This is a genomic window from Aurantibacter sp., from assembly GCF_039941195.1.
Lineage (GTDB): Bacteria > Bacteroidota > Bacteroidia > Flavobacteriales > Flavobacteriaceae > Aurantibacter_A.
Genome location: NZ_JBDVFA010000098.1, coordinates 54,849 through 73,222 on the forward strand (window position 1 = coordinate 54,849; position 18,374 = coordinate 73,222).

13 protein-coding genes and 1 tRNA gene are annotated in these 18,374 nt (G+C 36.2%); 9 read left to right on the top strand and 5 right to left on the bottom strand.

What is annotated here, in order from left to right:
• Nucleotides 1-77: 77 nt before the first annotated feature.
• From ABJF52_RS16655 to ABJF52_RS16675, 5 genes are all read left to right on the top strand, one after another.
• Nucleotides 78-824 (top strand): NAD(P)H-hydrate epimerase, encoded by a 747-nt coding sequence (locus ABJF52_RS16655; protein ID WP_348152844.1) that lies wholly within the window; start codon nucleotides 78-80, stop codon nucleotides 822-824.
• A gap of 139 nt (nucleotides 825-963) precedes the next feature.
• Nucleotides 964-2,580: a glutamate synthase-related protein gene (locus tag ABJF52_RS16660; RefSeq protein WP_348152847.1), complete on the top strand. Its 1,617-nt coding sequence runs from the start codon at nucleotides 964-966 to the stop codon at nucleotides 2,578-2,580.
• Nucleotides 2,581-2,598: 18 nt separating this feature from the next.
• Nucleotides 2,599-3,345 carry a hypothetical protein gene (locus ABJF52_RS16665; protein WP_348152850.1) on the top strand — a complete coding sequence of 249 codons (747 nt, stop codon included), beginning with the start codon at nucleotides 2,599-2,601 and terminating at the stop codon, nucleotides 3,343-3,345.
• Nucleotides 3,346-3,377: 32 nt separating this feature from the next.
• Entirely contained in the window at nucleotides 3,378-4,004 is a 627-nt protein-coding gene (locus ABJF52_RS16670) for a Pycsar system effector family protein (protein ID WP_348152852.1), read from the top strand.
• A 372-nt stretch (nucleotides 4,005-4,376) separates the two neighbouring features.
• Entirely contained in the window at nucleotides 4,377-7,793 is a 3,417-nt protein-coding gene (locus tag ABJF52_RS16675; RefSeq protein WP_348152855.1) for an ATP-binding protein, read from the top strand.
• A gap of 4 nt (nucleotides 7,794-7,797) precedes the next feature.
• Here the strand turns inward: ABJF52_RS16675 and ABJF52_RS16680 are convergent, their stop codons facing one another.
• The 5 genes from ABJF52_RS16680 to ABJF52_RS16700 form a co-directional block, all read right to left on the bottom strand.
• A complete protein-coding gene (locus ABJF52_RS16680) occupies nucleotides 7,798-11,226 on the bottom strand; it encodes a 4Fe-4S binding protein (protein WP_348152858.1) in 3,429 nt (1,142 codons plus the stop codon).
• Nucleotides 11,227-11,309: 83 nt separating this feature from the next.
• Nucleotides 11,310-11,861, bottom strand: a complete 552-nt coding sequence (locus ABJF52_RS16685) for an OsmC family protein (RefSeq protein WP_348152860.1) — start codon at nucleotides 11,859-11,861, stop codon at nucleotides 11,310-11,312.
• A 176-nt stretch (nucleotides 11,862-12,037) separates the two neighbouring features.
• On the bottom strand, nucleotides 12,038-13,888 hold the full coding sequence (locus ABJF52_RS16690; protein WP_348152863.1) for a sigma 54-interacting transcriptional regulator: 1,851 nt from the start codon (nucleotides 13,886-13,888) through the stop codon (nucleotides 12,038-12,040).
• Nucleotides 13,889-14,242: 354 nt separating this feature from the next.
• A tRNA-Ala gene (locus ABJF52_RS16695) sits at nucleotides 14,243-14,319 on the bottom strand.
• A 69-nt stretch (nucleotides 14,320-14,388) separates the two neighbouring features.
• Nucleotides 14,389-15,186 carry a universal stress protein gene (locus tag ABJF52_RS16700; RefSeq protein ID WP_348152866.1) on the bottom strand — a complete coding sequence of 266 codons (798 nt, stop codon included), beginning with the start codon at nucleotides 15,184-15,186 and terminating at the stop codon, nucleotides 14,389-14,391.
• Between the two features lie 56 nt (nucleotides 15,187-15,242).
• Here ABJF52_RS16700 and ABJF52_RS16705 point away from each other — a divergent pair, with 56 nt between their 5' ends.
• The 4 genes from ABJF52_RS16705 to ABJF52_RS16720 are packed head-to-tail and all read left to right on the top strand — an operon-like array spanning nucleotide 15,243 to nucleotide 18,368.
• On the top strand, nucleotides 15,243-15,743 hold the full coding sequence (locus ABJF52_RS16705) for a GNAT family N-acetyltransferase (protein WP_348152869.1): 501 nt from the start codon (nucleotides 15,243-15,245) through the stop codon (nucleotides 15,741-15,743).
• A gap of 7 nt (nucleotides 15,744-15,750) precedes the next feature.
• Nucleotides 15,751-17,085 (top strand): MATE family efflux transporter, encoded by a 1,335-nt coding sequence (locus ABJF52_RS16710; protein ID WP_348152872.1) that lies wholly within the window; start codon nucleotides 15,751-15,753, stop codon nucleotides 17,083-17,085.
• A gap of 21 nt (nucleotides 17,086-17,106) precedes the next feature.
• A complete protein-coding gene (locus ABJF52_RS16715; protein ID WP_348152875.1) occupies nucleotides 17,107-17,874 on the top strand; it encodes an enoyl-CoA hydratase/isomerase family protein in 768 nt (255 codons plus the stop codon).
• A gap of 2 nt (nucleotides 17,875-17,876) precedes the next feature.
• Nucleotides 17,877-18,368, top strand: coding sequence for a DUF4199 domain-containing protein (locus tag ABJF52_RS16720; RefSeq protein WP_348152878.1), 492 nt, complete (start codon nucleotides 17,877-17,879; stop codon nucleotides 18,366-18,368).
• The last annotated feature ends 6 nt before the right edge of the window (nucleotides 18,369-18,374 follow it).

An 18,374-nucleotide genomic window follows, 5' to 3' on the forward strand; every position in this document is an offset into this window, starting at 1 on the left:
TTCTAATTAAGGAATCTCTGTTCTTACGACTAAACTCGTGTTATTTAAAATAACAAAACCATCATAAACCATTTACAATGAGTAGCTATATCAAAAAAATTCACAGTGATTATTTAAATATAAGCACTTCTCAAATGATTGAAGTGGACCGGTTGATGATAGAAGAGTACCACATTGAATTAATTCAAATGATGGAAAACGCCGGACGCTGTTTAGCAATCCTCGCAAAAGAGCGATTCTTCAATGGAGATGTAGAAGGAAAGAATATTGTAGTATTGGCCGGAACCGGCGGTAATGGTGGAGGTGCATTAGTGGCAGCACGACGATTACATAATTGGGGAGCAAATGTAAAGGTGTTAGTTACAGCTGAAGAAGAAAAATTCACCCCTATTCCATTTCATCAATATAAAATTTTAAAACGGATGGGCGTTTCAATTCAATTAGCGGATAAAATTAAAACAATTGACACTCCTGATGTTGTACTTGACGGAATCATCGGTTACAGTTTAAAGGGAAATCCGCGAGGTTTAGCCGCTGAGATGATACATTGGGCAAACACACAAAAAGTTCCGATAGTAGCTCTAGACACTCCTACTGGATTAGATTTGACTAGTGGAACGCGCTATGATACAATTATAAAGGCAAACGCAACCCTGACTTTGGCAATGCCAAAAAAGGGACTTTTTGTTGAGGATTTCAAAACCATAGTCGGCGAATTATACGTTGGTGATATTAGCGTACCGAATGAACTTTACAGAGAAAAAAGCCTCGGATTAATTCCAGATAATATGTTTAGATATTCTGATATCATACGATTGTATTAACAACGTGAATTTGACTTAAACCTAAATCGAAACTTATAAAAATTGAATTTCTCATTTCTAATTAGCACATAATCAATTAAAGAATTTTCTTATGTTAAAAAGATACTCTAATAACTCAATATCAACCAAATAAGATTACATGAAAAAACCAATAGAAATAACAAAACTTAATACACTAGAAAATAAAAAACCTGCCCACGCTTTAGTCAATGGGTTAGATCTGGTCATTGTTAAATTTGATGAAGACATATCTGTGCTATATGGTAGATGTCTTCACCGAGGTGCCTTGATGTCAGACGGACATATCGACGGACACAATCTTATTTGTGGTGTGCACGGTTGGGATTATCGCTATGATACGGGTGTCTCAGAATATAATAACAACGAGGTACTTCATAAATTTACGACCAAAATTGAAGGTGATGCTTTGTTAGTAGATGAAGCGGAAATAGATGCCTATTTAACAGATAATGCACAACCTTTTAATCGGGACGAATATCTGGGTGCATATGCAGATACGCATCCTGAAGATACTGAACCATATACAGGTTACATCAAGGAACTGGCAAAAAACGGACTCAAGAACATAGGCCATCATGGATTTTCTTCGTCTATGGGAGTAGACCGAAATACGTTGCCAAAATGGAGTGATATTCAATTTTTACCAGCACAATTAGCAAGCAGGCCACTTTTAGACGAGGATGAGGTAGCCACAAAAATTGTGATAGGTCCGAATGCTAAAAAGCCATTAACTCTTGATATTCCTTTATTTGTAAGTGATATGAGTTTTGGCGCCCTATCCCGTGAAGCAAAAATTGCATTATCAAAAGGAGCTGAACTTGCTGGAACTGGTATCTGTTCCGGTGAAGGCGGAATGCTTCCTCAAGAACAAGAAAGTAACAGTAAATACTTTTACGAACTTGCCTCGGCTCAGTTTGGTTTTTCATGGGATAAATTAGATAAGGTTCAAGCCTTTCATTTTAAAGGTGGCCAAGGTGCAAAAACAGGAACTGGCGGGCATTTACCTGGCGCTAAAGTAAGTAAAGAAATCGCTGAAGTTAGAGGATTAAAAGAAGGTGAAACTGCTATTTCACCAGCAGCAAACCCGAACTTTCATACCGCTAAAGATTTTAAAGTATTCGCTGATAAGGTACGAGAACGTACAGGTGGAATTCCTATCGGATTTAAAATTGCAGCTAGTCATATTGAAAAGGATATTCAATTTGCATTGGATGTTGGTGTAGATTATATCATTCTTGATGGCAGAGGTGGTGGAACAGGTTCTGCACCAACCATTTTAAGGGATAACATTAATGTTCCCACTATTCCGGCCTTAGCAAGAGCACGTAAATATTTAGATAAAGTTGGCGCAACAGATGTAACCCTTGTAATTACAGGCGGACTTCGTATCGCTGAGGATTTTGGAAAAGCATTAATGCTTGGCGCAGATGCTATTGCAGTTTCAAATTCGGCGCTACAAGCCATTGGCTGTTTAGGAATGCGTGCCTGTGGAAGTAACAATTGTCCTGTTGGTATTGCTACACAAAAAGAATCATTGAGAAGCAGATTAATAATTGATTCTTCAGCCAAACAATTACATAACTATTTCGACGCCACAAACAACCTTATCAAAGTAATTGCAAGAGCTTGCGGTCACGACAATATATCTAAATTCAATTTTGACGACCTGTCTACATTTGACCATAATACACACAGACTTACTGGAATAAATTATGCAGGAATTAACCCAAATTAAAATTAAATAATGACTAAAATGATACACTTAGCTGCCCAATATTTGGCCGCTGCAGGAATTAGTTTTTTGGATGAAAAAGATGACGACAGTCATACCAATTTGGGATTCGATACTAAAAATGGATTTTTAGAAACCTGGCCCTTAAATGAAAAGGGCGGTAAATTAGCACTGGATTACCAACTCTTTTCGTTGCATTGGATAAACAAACAGACTATCGAGACGACCTTAAATCTCGATGGAAAAACTCATGATGAAATTATAAAGTGGATAACTGAGATTACCAAAAATTTATCCCCTAATAAATCTTATAAATACAATTTACATTATGAACTACCTTATGAAAAAATAACGGATGGTTTTATTTTTTCGAAACCTCAAGTAAACGAATTAAACAAAATGCTGAGCTATAGAACAATTGCGCAGCACGTATTGGAGGATGTTGTAGACAAAATGAAAATGAAAACCACCTTTCGCATTTGGCCTCATCATTTTGATACTGGGGGTTATGAAAGTTTTAATTCTGACAACAATATAAGTGTAGGCTGTGGCATGGCTATACCAGACAATATGATTAATGATTTTTATCTATATACCGCAGGCTACAAAGGGCATGATGGAATTGACATCTCTAAATTTGAACCTCTTACTATCGGCAATTGGATGAACGAAGGATTTAAGGGTGCTGTGCTAAACATGAAAGATGTAGACGAAACTAAAGCCAAGAACTTTTTTAATGAAAGTATTGAAAAATATAGTGTCTTATAATACGACATTTTGAAAACCTTTAATTCCATGTAATGAGTGATAAGAAAACGGAAAAACGAATTGATGAATACCTATTAGACAAATTGAATATTGATAAGGACAAATTAAAATCATTAAAGAAAAAGTTAGCGAAAATCGAACCGCGTTCTGAACGCGGTGCCGAAACTCTCTTCCGTTTGGTTTCGAAAAATCACTACACTCTAAATGTAATGATTGATAGAAAATCAAATATTTTAATATCCATTAACGCCTTAATTCTATCTATAATTCTTGGTGGTGTTTTAAGCCAATTAGACAAAGATCCACATTTAATTTTTCCTGCAGTAATGATGCTTTTTACTAATTTAATTTCAATAACATTTGCAGTATTAGCAACGAGACCGGAAATTAAGCACGGAAATAATAATAGTGACAATTTATTGTACTTTGGAAATTTTCAAGATATGGAGGAAAAGGAATACACTAACCAATTAACCGATTTAATTTACAAAGGTGATGATTTATATAAATCAATTGCAACTGACACTTTTTACCTTGGAAAATCTATTACTAGAAAACACAGGCTTTTACGAAAGTCTTTTGATGTTTTTCTCATAGGCATCATACTTTCTGTATTGGCTTTTATTGCATGTCACGTATTTTTTGGTGGAATGATCTAGTTTTTTGATTTCTTCAAATTCATAATTGAATTAACCCTAAATCCTCTTTTAGATTTAGATAAAGACATTCACAAATAGTCACAAAATTTTGATTTGGGAATAAAAGTATAAATCCTGACAAAAAATAGTTCAAGGTTTAGCATGGCTTAATTTATTAATGCTGAGTATTACCTTACAATTCCGTCTCAGAAACAGTTCATTTCAATACAATCTTTTATTTGACGTAAAGAATCAGTGTGAATGTTAGATAAAATAAAGCTTTCATTTAAAAGAAATTTCAAATAGCTAATTATATACAAATCCTGCTTTTTGCAGTTTCAAGTATAAATATTAAATTTAATGTAATAAGCTGATTAATAACCACCAAACGAGATGAAAAGGTTTTTATTTATACTTGCTTCGGCACTATATTTTTCTGCCTTTGCCCAAACCACCAAAATTGACAGCCTTCAGCAAGCTCTAAAAAATGTTGATTCTGATAGCCTAAAAATTCAAATTTTAGGAAACTTATCGTGGGAATATTTAAATAGTAGATCCAATCCTAAATTGGCTAAAAAGTATATTGATAGTTTATATTCTTATAGCATAAAGAATTATAATCAAAATAAAATTGCAACCTCTAATTATCAATATGGTGTTTTAGAACGGCAAAAAGGAAATTACGATTTGGCCTTATCATATTTAACCAAATATCTTAACTATCACGAAAGCCAAGGCAATAAAAGAGATATAGCTAATGGTTTATATCAAAACGCCCTTATTTATGACGATAAAGGTGAATATGACAAAAGCTCTGAAATATATTACAACATTTTAAAAATTTATGAAGAACTAAAAGACACATACAGTATCGCAACCATACAAAATGCTTTGGGTGACTTATTGAAGAAGAATAATAAGTTAGAAGAGGCGATGCTCAATTACTCCGAAGCACTTGAATCATTTAAAGATTTAAATGCCAAAGGCGATATTGCGAATGCTTATTTCAATATTGGAGGTGTTCATCAAAGAAAAAAAAACTATAACCAAGCTCTAAATTTTTATAATAAAGCACTTGCAGTAGACAAAGAAATCGGTAGCCTATGGGGAACGGCCTATGATTACGAATCGATTGGAGAAGTACATAATTTACAACTAAACTTTAACAAAGCTTTACAAGTACATTTAAAAGCCCTAAAAATTCGTGAAAAACTTCAACAAAAAAGGGAACTAGCTGAATGCCACACCCATGTTGGCAATGATTATTTAATGCTCAAGGACTACCGAAAAGCAAAATTTCATTTAGAAACGGCTATACAACTTTCAGAAAATATAGGAGCTAAGTCTGCAGCACAAAATGCTTATGAAAAAATGTCTCTAGTATATGCTGAACTCGGTGATTACAAAAACGCATTATTTCTAAAGGATAAGTACATTTCAGTAAAAGATAGTTTATTCGACGAGGCCAAATCCAAACAACTTCAAGAATTACAGGTTAAGTTCGATACTGAAAAGAAGCAAGCGGCCATTGCGACTCTACAAAAAGATGCAGAAATTAAAGATCTTCTTTTAGAAAGACAAAATACGATTAGGAACGTAATCATAGGTATTTCTATTCTAATTTTATTGTTCACATATATTCTTTTTAATCGATATAAAAGAAAACAAAGAGAGAGAAAAGAAACAGAAAAAAAGCAACGCTTAATCGATGATGAAAGACAAAAGACCCAAATCGAAAAACAACGTGTCGCTGAACTTGAAAAGATAGATAAGCTAAAAGATGAGTTTCTGGCAAATACCTCCCACGAACTTCGGACTCCCCTTAACGGTATCATCGGGCTTTCAGAATCGCTAAAAGACGGGGCAGCAGGAAAATTAACACCTAAGGCCTTTGAAAATCTTGACATGATTGCGAATAGCGGTAAACGCCTTTCCCATTTGGTCAATGACATTCTCGATTTTTCTAAACTAAAGAATAGCGATTTAGAATTGGACCTTAAACCAGTAGATGTTCATGCCGTCACTGATATTGTTTTGAAACTGTCTCGACCATTAATACAAGACAAGAATTTGAAGCTGATAAACGCTATTCCGAAGAACATTCCTCTGGCCGAGGCTGATGAAAACAGGCTACAACAGATTCTGCACAATCTCATCGGAAATGCAATTAAGTTTACTAAAAAGGGGCAAGTTGAAATCAACGCCATTGAAAAAGATGATCAACTTTCAATTTCTATATCAGACACTGGAATTGGCATTCCCGAAGAAAAATTTGAATCTATTTTTGAATCTTTTGAGCAGATTGATGGCGCTACTGCCCGAGAATATGGAGGAACAGGATTGGGACTTTCGGTGTCAAAACAACTGGTACAACTGCATGGAGGCACTATTGAGGTGCATTCCGTAGTGGGTAAGGGATCCACTTTTAATTTTACGCTTCCCCTCAGTAATAAAAAACGGGAAGATTTCTCCGCACAAAGTAAACCATCCTTCGAAAATATATCACAAGTCCAGCTTGATATAGAGGAACAGTACAATGAAAAAACTACAAAGCAAACTGTAACTCAAGTGGGCAAAATACTTATTGTTGATGACGAACATATAAATAGAAGAGTTCTTGAAAATCATTTGTCCGTAGCCGGTTACGCAATTTCAGAAGCAAAAAATGGACAAGAGGCATTGGAACTTTTAGACAATGGTGCTGCATTTGATTTAATTCTTTTAGATGTCATGATGCCTGGTTTATCAGGTTATGAGGTGTGTGAAAAAATTAGGGAAAATCAAATGGCCAGTGAACTTCCCATCGTGTTATTGACCGCCAAAAATAGGGTAAGCGATTTGGTTGCCGGATTTACCGTTGGTGCCAACGATTACTTGACCAAACCTTTTTCGAAAAATGAGTTGTTAAGTAGAATAAAGATGCATTTGAACCTTAATGGCATCCATAAAGCTACAAATAAATTCGTTCCGACCCAATTTATAAAGTCTATAGGAAGGGAAACTATTACAGATATAGTTTTAGGTGATCATGTTGAAAAAGAAGTTACGGTACTTTTCAGCGATATAAGAGGCTACACCCACTTAGCCGAGAGCATGACACCGAAACAAACCTTTAAATTCGTCAACTCATTTGTTGGTAAAATGGGACCATTGATTCAAAATAATAGAGGTTTCGTCAATCAATATTTAGGCGACGCGATCATGGCGCTTTTTCCGAATAAAGCGGAGCATGCCCTAAAATCGGCAATTGAAATGCAAAAAGCAGTTCAAGATTATAACAGCCAAAGAATTTCTGAAGGAAACGAGCCAATATCCATTGGTATCGGTCTTCACACAGGGCCTTTGGTGATGGGTATCATTGGCGATAGTAATAGAAATGACCCCGCGATAATTTCTGATACAGTAAATACCGCTTCTAGAATGGAAGGTGTGACCAAACATTTTGGCGCAAAAATCATCATTAGTGAAGATAGCCTGAGTACCGTGGCGAACAAGAAATCTTTTCGATTACGCTATTTGGGGAAAGTACAGGTAAAAGGAAGGCATAAAGTAATCGGTATTTATGAGTGTTTTGATGCCGATGAAATAAAATCAGTTGAACTCAAAACAAAAACACTAAAAGATTTTAAAAAAGGATTGGATTTCTTCTTTGCCAAAGAATTCCCGAGAGCTTCTGCAGCCTTCGACAAGGTGTTGAGTAAGAACCCCAACGATTCAGTAGCCAAATATTTTGTGACAAAATCTGCGGAATATACAATTTCAGGAACGCCAAAAGACTTAGAATTCGTGAACACCATGCACGAAAAATGAACCTTCAGACAAGAATGTTTGCCGGTAATGTCATCGCCAAATATTTCTGATATCGCTTGTTTACTTGTTTTTGCAGTTGGTTTATTTCGTCAAAATGTTGTGTTTCGGTCTTAAAGACTTTCTCAAAACGTCTTTCCAATTGTAAATATTCTTCGATTGCAATTGTAGGTTCAGGGCAATCTAGTTGTAACGTATTTTCTCCATTATTTGCTCTTCTTGGGTCGTTTCGGTACAACAACCACTGCCCGGAGGCCACCGCAGCTTTATGATACTGTTTCGGTTGCTTCATATCAATGCCATGGGCAGGACTATGACAATAGGCAATAATAAGGGATGGACCGTCATAACTTTCTGCCTCCAAAAAGGTTTTTAAGGTTTGTTCTTGATCTGCGCCCATAGCGACCGTAGCAACGTACACATCATCGTAACACATGGCCAGTAGGCCTAAATCTTTCTTTTGGCTTTGCTTTCCTTTTGCTGCAAATTTTGCAATTGCTCCCAAAGGAGTTGCTTTCGACATTTGAGCTCCGGTATTGGAATATACTTCATTGTCCAAAACCAAGATATTGACATTTTTTCCTGAAGCCAGAACGTGGTCCAATCCCCCATATCCAATATCGTAGGCCCAACCATCGCCTCCAACAATCCATACGCTCCGCTTCACCAAACTGTCAGCGACCATAATTAATCTTTGCGCATCAGGCGAAGCGATGGTGGCTAGGTGGACCTTTAATCTTTTTATTCTTTTTTGTTGTTCGGTAATTTGTGGTTCTGTTTGCTGCTCCGCATTCATTATTTCATAAACCAAATCAGAATCAATTTGATCATCCAGCTTTTTAATAAGGCCTTTCGCCTGTTGCTCCTGTTGGTCAAGTGACAATCGAAACCCCAAACCAAACTCGGCATTATCCTCAAAAAGGGAATTTGCCCAAGCTGGTCCCCTACCCTGTTTATTTCTAGACCACGGCGTCGTTGGTAGAGCACCCCCGAAAATCGAAGTGGCTCCCGTTGCATTTGCCACTAGCATTCTATCACCGAATAGTTGAGACATCAATTTTAGATAGGGAGCTTCGCCACAACCATCAACACTAACTGAATATTTAAACAAAGGCTTTTGCAATTGTTGCTGACTAACTTTGGCAACATCAATTTTAGATCTATCCATTTCAGGAATGGTTTCAAAATAATCCCAGTTATTTTTTTCAATTTGACACTGTGATGCCGCATCGACCATTTTCAAAGCCTTTACCGAACATGCATCGATACAGATGTTACAACTTTTACATTGATTAGGGTTTATTTGAAGGGTATAGTTCAACAAATCGATTTCCCATTCTGGCTCTATAGCTTTCGTTGCTTTTAGATTTGAAGGTACCTTGCTCAAATAAGAATCATCATAAACCTTGATACGAATGGCTCCTTGCGGACAAGCCATGCTACAAGCACCACATTGTGTACAGGCATCTAAATCCCATTTGGGTAAAGTGTCTGCTGTTCTATCCCTAGTGAATTTTGAGGTGTCGGTTACATAGGTACCATCGACGGGGAATGCACTTACAGGAAGCTCATTGCCCTTTCCAGCTAGCAATTTTCCTAAAAACGAATTGGTAAAATCATCATCAGATTTGCTACCGTTTGAAATATTACTTTCGAAAATTTCTACTTTGAAAATAGATTCCTTGAGAAGATCAAGGGTTTCATCAACACTAAAATCTTTGTTTAAAGCTAAGAAACAGCTTTGCAAACCATTGACCATAAACTCTTCCACTACATAGTTCATCGAAATAGAATTCAAGTTTACGGTATAAAGGAAAATCTTATTACTATAAATCCGCTGTTGAACCTTGGTCGAAAGTGATTGTCGAAAATCATTGTTATTCAATGTTGTATGAACTAATAGCGTTCCGTTAGGTTTGATACGGTCCAGTACGTTGTCCCTTTCAAGAAATTCTACGGAATCACAACCAATAAAATCTGCATTTTCAATCAAATGAGGTGCTTTTATGGGATGCGAACTTATTCTCAGATTGGAAATACTTCTGGAACCCGATTTTTTATAATCGATTTCCGTATAACCTTGCACGCATTGGTCTCCTACAGCCAGAAGATGTAAAGCGTTTTGAAAACTTGAAACAGAACTTTTGGATTTGGTTTCGTAAAAAAGGACCTGATAATTCTGATTTTGAATGTGAAGATCATCCGAATAGGATAAGCTGAGATTGGTGATATCATCGGTAATCCCTATTGAAAAATTATTCTTGGGATGCTCCTGTTCGAGGTTCTCGATGATGGCCTTGACCATATTTGGAGTAAATTCCTTTGAAGAAAGCCCATAGCGGCCACCAACGATTTTTGGAAATGTAGCGTAGGTATCCCTTACCGACATTAGCGATTGTACGATATCAAGATATAAAGGTTCACCAGTAGCCCCAGGCTCTTTTGTTCTGTCTAGAACAGCAATCGCTTTGCAAGATTGTGGCAACATTTTTAAAAGATGATCTGTACTAAAGGGTCTAAACAATCGTACTTTAATGAGTCCGATCTTTGCTCCTTCAAAATTTAAATGCTGAATAGTTTCTTCAATGGTCTCGGTACTTGATGCCATTGATATGATTACTTGCTCCGCTTCGGGATGGCCCACATAATCAAAAAGCCGGTATTGTCTTCCGGTTAAGTTGGCAAACTTATCCATCTGTTGCTGTACAATATGAGGACAAGCGTTGTAATAGAAATTAACGGCTTCCCGACTTTGAAAAAAAACATCGGCCCCTTGTGCCGTCCCTCGTATTACCGGGCTATTCGGATTCAAAGCCCTATTGCGATGGGCTTGAATTACACGGGTGTTCATCATAGAATTCATCACATAATCGGAAACCACTTCAATTTTAGATGTTTCATGTGATGTTCTGAATCCATCGAAAAAATGAACAAAGGGAATTCTAGATTCTAAAGAAGCTGCTTGGGAAATCAAAGCGAAATCCATTGCCTCTTGTACTGATGCCGCCCCTAAAAAGGCATAGCCCGTATTTCTGACCGCCATAATATCGCTATGGTCTCCGAAAATCGATAGGGCATGTGTTGCGACAGATCTTGTGGCCACATGAATGACATTGGGAGTCAATTCACCAGCTATTTTGTACATATTGGGCATCATCAATAAAAGCCCCTGAGACGCTGTAAATGTCGTTGCCAATGAACCCGTTTGTAAAGCACCATGTAGAGCTCCGGCAACACCGGCCTCGCTCTGCATTTCAAAAACCGTTGGCACGCCACCATAAATATTTTGTTTTTGTTCTGTACTCCAGTCCGCCACTAGTTCAGACATTTCCGAAGATGGTGTAATAGGATATATGGCGCAGAATTCGTTGGTTTTATAGGCTATCTGAGCTGTTGCCCTATTGGCATTTGTGACGATGAATTTTTTGGTGTCCATTTTGTGTTGATGAGAAAGTACTTGAATGAAAAAAATAAAAGACCGCCCCGATTCAATTTTGAAGGAGCGGCCTTTTATTGGTACTACTTTACAATTTCAATTGAAACTGGTGTAGGATTGGTAATCATATCGAATACCGGAGAGAATTTCGCCAAATTCTCCAATTGCTCGACAGAAGAATTGGATTTCACTTTGATTCTTACTTTAATACCGTCGAAACCTTTTCGTACCTCGGCATCCAATCCGAGAAAACCGTGCAAGTCAACTCCGCCTTTTAAAGAAGATTCGGCACCTTCTATTTCGATTCCGTTGGCCGCGGCATGATAGACCATAGCCCCTGTTAGGCAAGAGCCTAAAGCGTGAAGTACAACCTCTGGTGGCGTAGCGGCTTCATCCTTTCCTAATAAAACGTTAGGATGGTCACACTCCATTGTGAAAATCTCCTGTCGAGATGTGTCCTCGGCTCCAACTCCATAAAAGCTCTTGATACTTGAAACACAATGTCCCCCTTCGATCCAGTTGTTTTTTGATCTAAATTCGAATTTTGCCAATTCAGGATTTTCTTGAACTGCTCCAATAGTTTCTACTAATTGGTCTACGTTTACTCCGTTTTTAATGTTTGCTGTTGTAATCATTTTTAATAAGATTTAAATTATTAGCATTATTGCTGCTAGGTTTAATGCATTTGCCGTGCCAAAACATTTAAACAGCTGATTAACAATTACTTATAACAGTTAGTGTATGATAATAAACTAACGATATTCCGTTAATTAACGGAATATCGTTAGTTTATTTACGAGATTTCGTAAAATCAGATGGGACGCACTATATCAAGTGCTCTCATTTTTGATGAAAGCGTGGTAGGTCGTAGTTTCAATAAAGCTGCGGCTCCGTTTTTTCCCGATATTTTCCAATGGGTCTTTTTTAAAGCGCGAAGAATATTTTCTTTTTCCAATTTAGTCAGCTGGTCTGAAGTCAAGATATTTTCTGAAGTGCTTTGCGCATTCAATGGAATATTCTCTGTTGAAGAGGGTATAATGGCCTGCCAATCAATATTTCCATTTTGTGACACAATTATCGCACGTTCCACCAAATTTTGAAGTTCTCGCACATTACCCGGCCAATGATAGGACAATAGGAGGTTCTTGTCCGATTCCGACAGCTCAACTACGGTCTTGTTGAGTTTGGCAGCAAATTGTTGGATCATTTCTTGTGCGATAAGGCAGACATCTGTTCCCCTGTCCTTTAAAGCCGGTATCTCAATCGGAAATACGTTTAGGCGATAGTATAGATCCTCACGAAACTTTCCTTTCCCTGCATAATCCAAAAGATCTCTGTGGGTAGCCGCAATGATTCTAACATCAACCTTTATAGTTTCAGAACTGCCTACGGGGTCAAACTCTCCTTCTTGAATTACCCGAAGTAATTTAGGCTGTAAATCCAAAGGAAGTTCGGCAATCTCATCTAAAAAGATTGTGCCCTTTTCAGCCAAAAGAAAACGTCCTTTCCTACTAGCCGTTGCTCCGGTAAAGGCACCTTTCTCATGTCCGAAGAGTTCACTTTCTATTAAATTGGTCGGAATCGCACCACAATTAATCCGTATCAAAGGTTTATCATTTCTTGGACTTGCCTGATGAATGGCCCTGGCTACGAGTTCTTTTCCCGTTCCCGTTTCACCATTAATTAAAACGGTAGCGTCGGTATGGGCCACCTGTTCAATAAGATTTAGCACATTAATCATGCCTTTATCTTCTGCCAAAATCCCGTAATTACGGGTAAGTTCTTTAATTTCTTCTTGTAGGTATCGGGTTTGATTGGTTAAAAAATTTATCTGATCTTCGGCTAACAAACGTGCTTCAATATCTCTGAGAATGAGCGTATAGAAGGTTTCTTGGTCACTTCCGTACTTACTTATGGTTCCCTCATTAAGGGTTTCCTTATCATTACTGCCAATTACCTTGACACTATTGGGCAAGAACTTATTGAGTGTATTTGAATGATTGTTCAAACTCGATTTTACCAACGACTCGATTAAAGCGGCACTTACTTCATCAAAGAAAAATAAAACATTGCGTTGTATCACATCATCGTTTTGCAATAATCTATTTGCGGATGGATTCGTCAAAATAATTCTATACTTTGAATCAAACATAATAATGGCATCCATGGCACCATTGATAAGACCGCTCATTTTGGCATTCGCCAACTCGATTTGTTTTTTTGAAGCTGCCAAACTTCTTTGAATGTCATCAACCTCTCGGTGACGTTTGATCAGAACTGATAGAATTCCTTTCGCAAAAGCATTATCATTGGACATCAAATCGATAAAATGTGGGCGTTCAATTTTTAAGACCGAAGTTTCTTCTTCTGCTGTTACCGACGCGGATCTCGGCTGATTATCGATTAAGGCATATTCACCAAAACATTCCCCTTTGCCCAAAAACCCATAAACATGTCGATGTTCATGAATTTTCACTCTTCCCTCAAGAATTATGTACATGGCATTACCTGCCTCATCCTTTTCGAAGATGGAATCTCCTTTATAAAATGTTTCCGCATTTAAATCCTGGCAAAGATGCCTAAGGGATGCATCGGATACTTCCGAAAAAAAAGAAACCTGAGAAAGAAATTTTGTAATTTGTTTTAGCTCGATTTTGTCCATTGGTTGACTATTATTGCTTCCAATTGAATATATAAGATTTGAATTTAATTCAAATCGATTGGATTATCAAAAAGAAGCTTTATAAATAGTAAATAAGACCAACTTTAAAATGCTCACAAAATATATTAAACCAAAATTCTATTTTGTATAAGATTCACAAAACAGTTACCCTTATAAAGAAAATTCGTTTTTACAATTCTAGTCAATTTAATTTTAAAAGTTAAAGCAATGTATAATTGCATTAATAAATTGATAACATTTCATTTTTATCAATTTATTAATGCAAATTTTTATAAAGAAAATTTGAATAAAAAAAGCTTCAAAAGCTAAAAACTCTTGAAGCCCTATCATACTTGGTGGAGAATACCGGAGTCGAACCGGTGACCTCTTGCCTGCCAGGCAAGCGCTCTAGCCAGCTGAGCTAATCCCCCAAATTACAAGCACAAAGGAAATGTATTTTAATATGTAATCAAAATACATAATAGTGCACTTACTGTTTCTTAATCTTTCTTTACACGCAAAACCAATACCGGAATTGGAGCAAAGAACTCAGCTTTTAATATGGTACTTTTCTCCCATAATTTTTTAAAGAAACCTCTTTTTCTTCTAAATACAACCAACAATTCAGGTTTATGAGATTGAAAGTGCTCCAAAACTCCTAAATAAGTAGTAGGGTTTTCAGTCACCGTAAGTTTCGAACATAAATCCATTAAAGCAGTATTCACTTTTAAATCGTCTTCCGTATAACCCGGAGTTTTCACCATTAATAAATTAATAGTGGTATTGAATTTTTGCTGAATAGTAACCAACGGATCTAAAATGCGTTTTCTCTTTAATATTCCTGATTTAAAAGCTGTTAATGCCGTATTGTAAGGTTTAAATTCTGTTCCTTTAGGAACTATAAGTGCTGGTATATTTGTCTTTTTAATAATGCTTCCTGTAGTCTTTCCTAAGTAAACTTCTTCCTTTATATCATTACTTCTAGGAGCTAGGATAATTAAATCAATACCCAATTCGCGATCAATTTCTTTTAATCCATCGGTAATTTCCCCATTATAGGTTGCTATTTTTATTGAAACTCCATTAGCATCAACTTTATCAATAACTTCTTTCAAACGATCTTTACTACTTTGCGCTACTTTCTCACTAATATTGGCCAAGCTTCCAGCTTTTGCGGAGACAGTAAAAACATCCATAACAAAAATGTCTGCCGAAAATGCTCTAGCAAAATCTACCGCATATTGTAACGTGTGTCCTTTATTGGAACTAGTACCAATTGGTACAAGAATATTTTTCATGGGAAGTATAATATTGATTAATAATTTAAATTTACAATTAAATTGGTCATTAAAGAATGATTAGACATGCAAAGATATCGGATATTCCCGACATTCTTCACATTACAAAGGCTTGTGCCATTCATATGATAGAAAAAAGAATCTATCAATGGAATGTAGACTACCCATCGCGTAGGCATTTTGAAAACGATATTAATCGTAAAGAACTTTATATATTATTAGTTGAAAAGATAATAATTGGAACGATAGTTTTGTCTTCTTTAATGGATGAAGAATATAAAAATGTAAAATGGCGCTCCAAAAACGACAATAATTTATATATACACAGGCTTGCGATACATCCAGATTTTCAAGGCAAAGGTTATGCGCAAATGCTTATGTCATTTGCTGAAAAATATGCCAAAGAAGAAGATTATAGTTCTATTAGACTAGATACTTTTAGTCAAAACAAACGAAATCAAAAATTCTACGAATCTAGAGGATATCAAAGATTAGATGATATATTTTTTCCGAAACAAAGCAAAGATCCTTTTCATTGTTATGAACTTTTGATATAAGACTTATTTGGCACAAACAATAAATTTTAAGAGTATTAATAAATTGGCAATACCGGCTACAATAGCTGGTATAGCTGAGCCTCTGCTCTCCATTACCGACACAGCTATCGTAGGTAACATTCCTGTTGATGGACTAGAATCTCTTGCAGCTGCAGGCATCGTAGGGTCTTTTTTATCGATGCTAATATGGGTTTTAGGTCAAACGCGAAGTGCTATTTCTGCAATTATTTCTCAATATTTAGGAGCTGGTAAACTACATAAAGTTAAAACCCTACCTGCCCAGGCAATATACTTGAATATTGGGTTGAGCATCCTTATTTTACTATCAACCATTTTTATTATAGAAGAAATTTTCATGTTTTTAAATGCTTCGGGGAAAATACTCAAATATTGCGTTTCATATTACGCCATTCGTGTATGGGGATTTCCTTTAACGCTTTTTGTTTTTGCTGTAATGGGTATTTTTAGGGGGCTACAAAATACCTATTGGCCAATGTTAATCGCAATTGTTGGCGCCCTCTTAAATGTTGCTCTAGATTTAATTTTCGTTTATGGTATTGAAGGTTTATTAGAACCAATGTATCTCCAAGGCGCAGCATGGGCTAGTTTAATTTCGCAAGGAATTATGGCGATAATGGCATTTGTACTTTTAGTTACCAAAACGGATATTAGTCTAAAATTAAAACTACCACTACACCATGAGTTAGGAAGGTTAGTAATAATGAGTTTGAATTTATTTGTTCGCGCAATTGCATTAAATACTGCATTAATTTTAGCCGTCCGTGAAGCGACCGCCTTAGGCGATCGTTATATTGGTGCTCATACAATAGCCATAAATATTTGGCTATTTTCTGCCTTTTTTATTGATGGTTTTGGAGCTGCAGGTAATATTATGGGCGGTCGCCTACTTGGTGCTAAAAATTACAATGGACTATGGCTCTTAGCTAAAAAGATTATGGGATATGGCTTTTTAGTTAGTATAGTTTTAGTAATTATAGCCTTTGCTTTTTATAGACCTATTGGAGCTCTTTTTTCTAATGACACTATTGTTCTAAACACATTTTACAGCATTTTTTTCATCGTTATTATATCATTACCTCTGAATACATTGGCCTTTGTTTTTGACGGACTATTTAAAGGGTTAGGTGAAATGAAATATTTAAGAAATGTGTTATTATCAGCAACGTTCTTAGGTTTTGTTCCAATGCTTTATTTAGGAAAATCAATGAACTGGGGGCTAACCGGAATTTGGCTGTCTTTTGTTGTTTGGATGTCAATTCGCGGCATTTCATTAGTGGTTAAATTTAGAAGAAAATTTATGCCATTGCTACAAAACCACTAATTTTGAGAAAAACACAGCTACATGGCAACAAACCGACCGAATGGAAGTATTTATACCAAAATTGATAAAAACATAGCCACAATAGAATTTGGTCACCCTGCCAGTAATTCATTTGTTGCCGAAATGCTAGATCGTTTAACTGATGAATTTAATAAGTTAGCTTCCAACACTTCCATTTCAATAATCGTTTTAAAATCTGAAGGAGAACGTGCCTTTTGCGGTGGTGCATCTTTCGATGAATTATTGGCTGTTTCAACTATTGAAGAAGGGCACATATTTTTCTCTGGCTTTGCAAATGTTATTAACGCAATGCGAAGTTGTAATAAAGTAATTGTTGGTAGAGTTCATGGAAAAACGGTTGGAGGTGGCGTTGGTTTGGCAGCAGCTTGTGATTATGTATTTGCAACTGTAAATGCTCCGATTCGTTTATCTGAACTCACAATTGGTATAGCTCCATTAGTTATTGAGCCTGCCGTTGAACGAAAAATAGGAGTCGCTGCAATTTCAGAAATGTCATTGGCACCAACAGCATGGAAAAATGCGTATTGGGCTCAAGAAAAAGGACTGTATTCGAAGGTTTTTGAAACAACTAACGAATTAGATGATGAGATGTACTTTTTTACTCAAAAATTAGCCTCGTACAATACTGAAGCTTTGGCTGAATGGCGTAAAATTCTATGGAAAAATACGGACCACTGGAGCACTTTGCTTTCAGAGAGAGCATCAATTACTGGGCGACTTGCCATATCAGAATTTACTAAAACAGCCTTGTCAAAATTTAAAAAGTAGTAATGATCAACTATAAAATTGAAATTAAATGGGCTGTTAGATACTCTTTCATATTATTAATATGGATGTTCGTTGAAAAATCAATAGGACTACATGATGAGTTAATTGACAAGCATGCCATCTATACAAATTTGTTCGGCATAATAGCTATAATAGTTTATTTCTTCGCCATAAAAGATAAAAAAGAACACTTTTTTAAAAACAAAATGACATGGAAAGAAGGTTTTGTTTCAGGCATTGTATTAAGTGTTGTTATTGCCTTATTAAGTCCAATTAATCAATACATCATTAATACATACATAACTCCCGATTATTTTAAAAATGTTATTGCATATGTTGTTGAAAACAATCGGATGACCCCTGAAAATGCCGTTGGCTATTTTAACCTTAAAAGTTATATGTTACAAAGCGCATTCGGCGCATTAGCTATGGGAGTATTTACAGCAGCAATAGTTGGATATTTTTTAAGATCTAAAGACACTAAAACAAACTAAAAAACT

What these genes read in the sequence shown, in the direction of transcription:
- ABJF52_RS16670 (WP_348152852.1), top strand. Translation starts at nt 3,378, where the DNA reads ATGAGTGATAAGAAAACGGAAAAACGAATTGATGAATACCTATTAGAC.
- ABJF52_RS16690 (WP_348152863.1), bottom strand. Translation starts at nt 13,888, where the DNA reads ATGGACAAAATCGAGCTAAAACAAATTACAAAATTTCTTTCTCAGGTT.
- ABJF52_RS16660 (WP_348152847.1), top strand. Translation starts at nt 964, where the DNA reads ATGAAAAAACCAATAGAAATAACAAAACTTAATACACTAGAAAATAAA.
- ABJF52_RS16700 (WP_348152866.1), bottom strand. Translation starts at nt 15,186, where the DNA reads ATGAAAAATATTCTTGTACCAATTGGTACTAGTTCCAATAAAGGACAC.
- ABJF52_RS16720 (WP_348152878.1), top strand. Translation starts at nt 17,877, where the DNA reads ATGATCAACTATAAAATTGAAATTAAATGGGCTGTTAGATACTCTTTC.
- ABJF52_RS16655 (WP_348152844.1), top strand. Translation starts at nt 78, where the DNA reads ATGAGTAGCTATATCAAAAAAATTCACAGTGATTATTTAAATATAAGC.
- ABJF52_RS16665 (WP_348152850.1), top strand. Translation starts at nt 2,599, where the DNA reads ATGATACACTTAGCTGCCCAATATTTGGCCGCTGCAGGAATTAGTTTT.
- ABJF52_RS16675 (WP_348152855.1), top strand. Translation starts at nt 4,377, where the DNA reads ATGAAAAGGTTTTTATTTATACTTGCTTCGGCACTATATTTTTCTGCC.
- ABJF52_RS16685 (WP_348152860.1), bottom strand. Translation starts at nt 11,861, where the DNA reads ATGATTACAACAGCAAACATTAAAAACGGAGTAAACGTAGACCAATTA.
- ABJF52_RS16705 (WP_348152869.1), top strand. Translation starts at nt 15,243, where the DNA reads ATGATTAGACATGCAAAGATATCGGATATTCCCGACATTCTTCACATT.
- ABJF52_RS16715 (WP_348152875.1), top strand. Translation starts at nt 17,107, where the DNA reads ATGGCAACAAACCGACCGAATGGAAGTATTTATACCAAAATTGATAAA.
- ABJF52_RS16680 (WP_348152858.1), bottom strand. Translation starts at nt 11,226, where the DNA reads ATGGACACCAAAAAATTCATCGTCACAAATGCCAATAGGGCAACAGCT.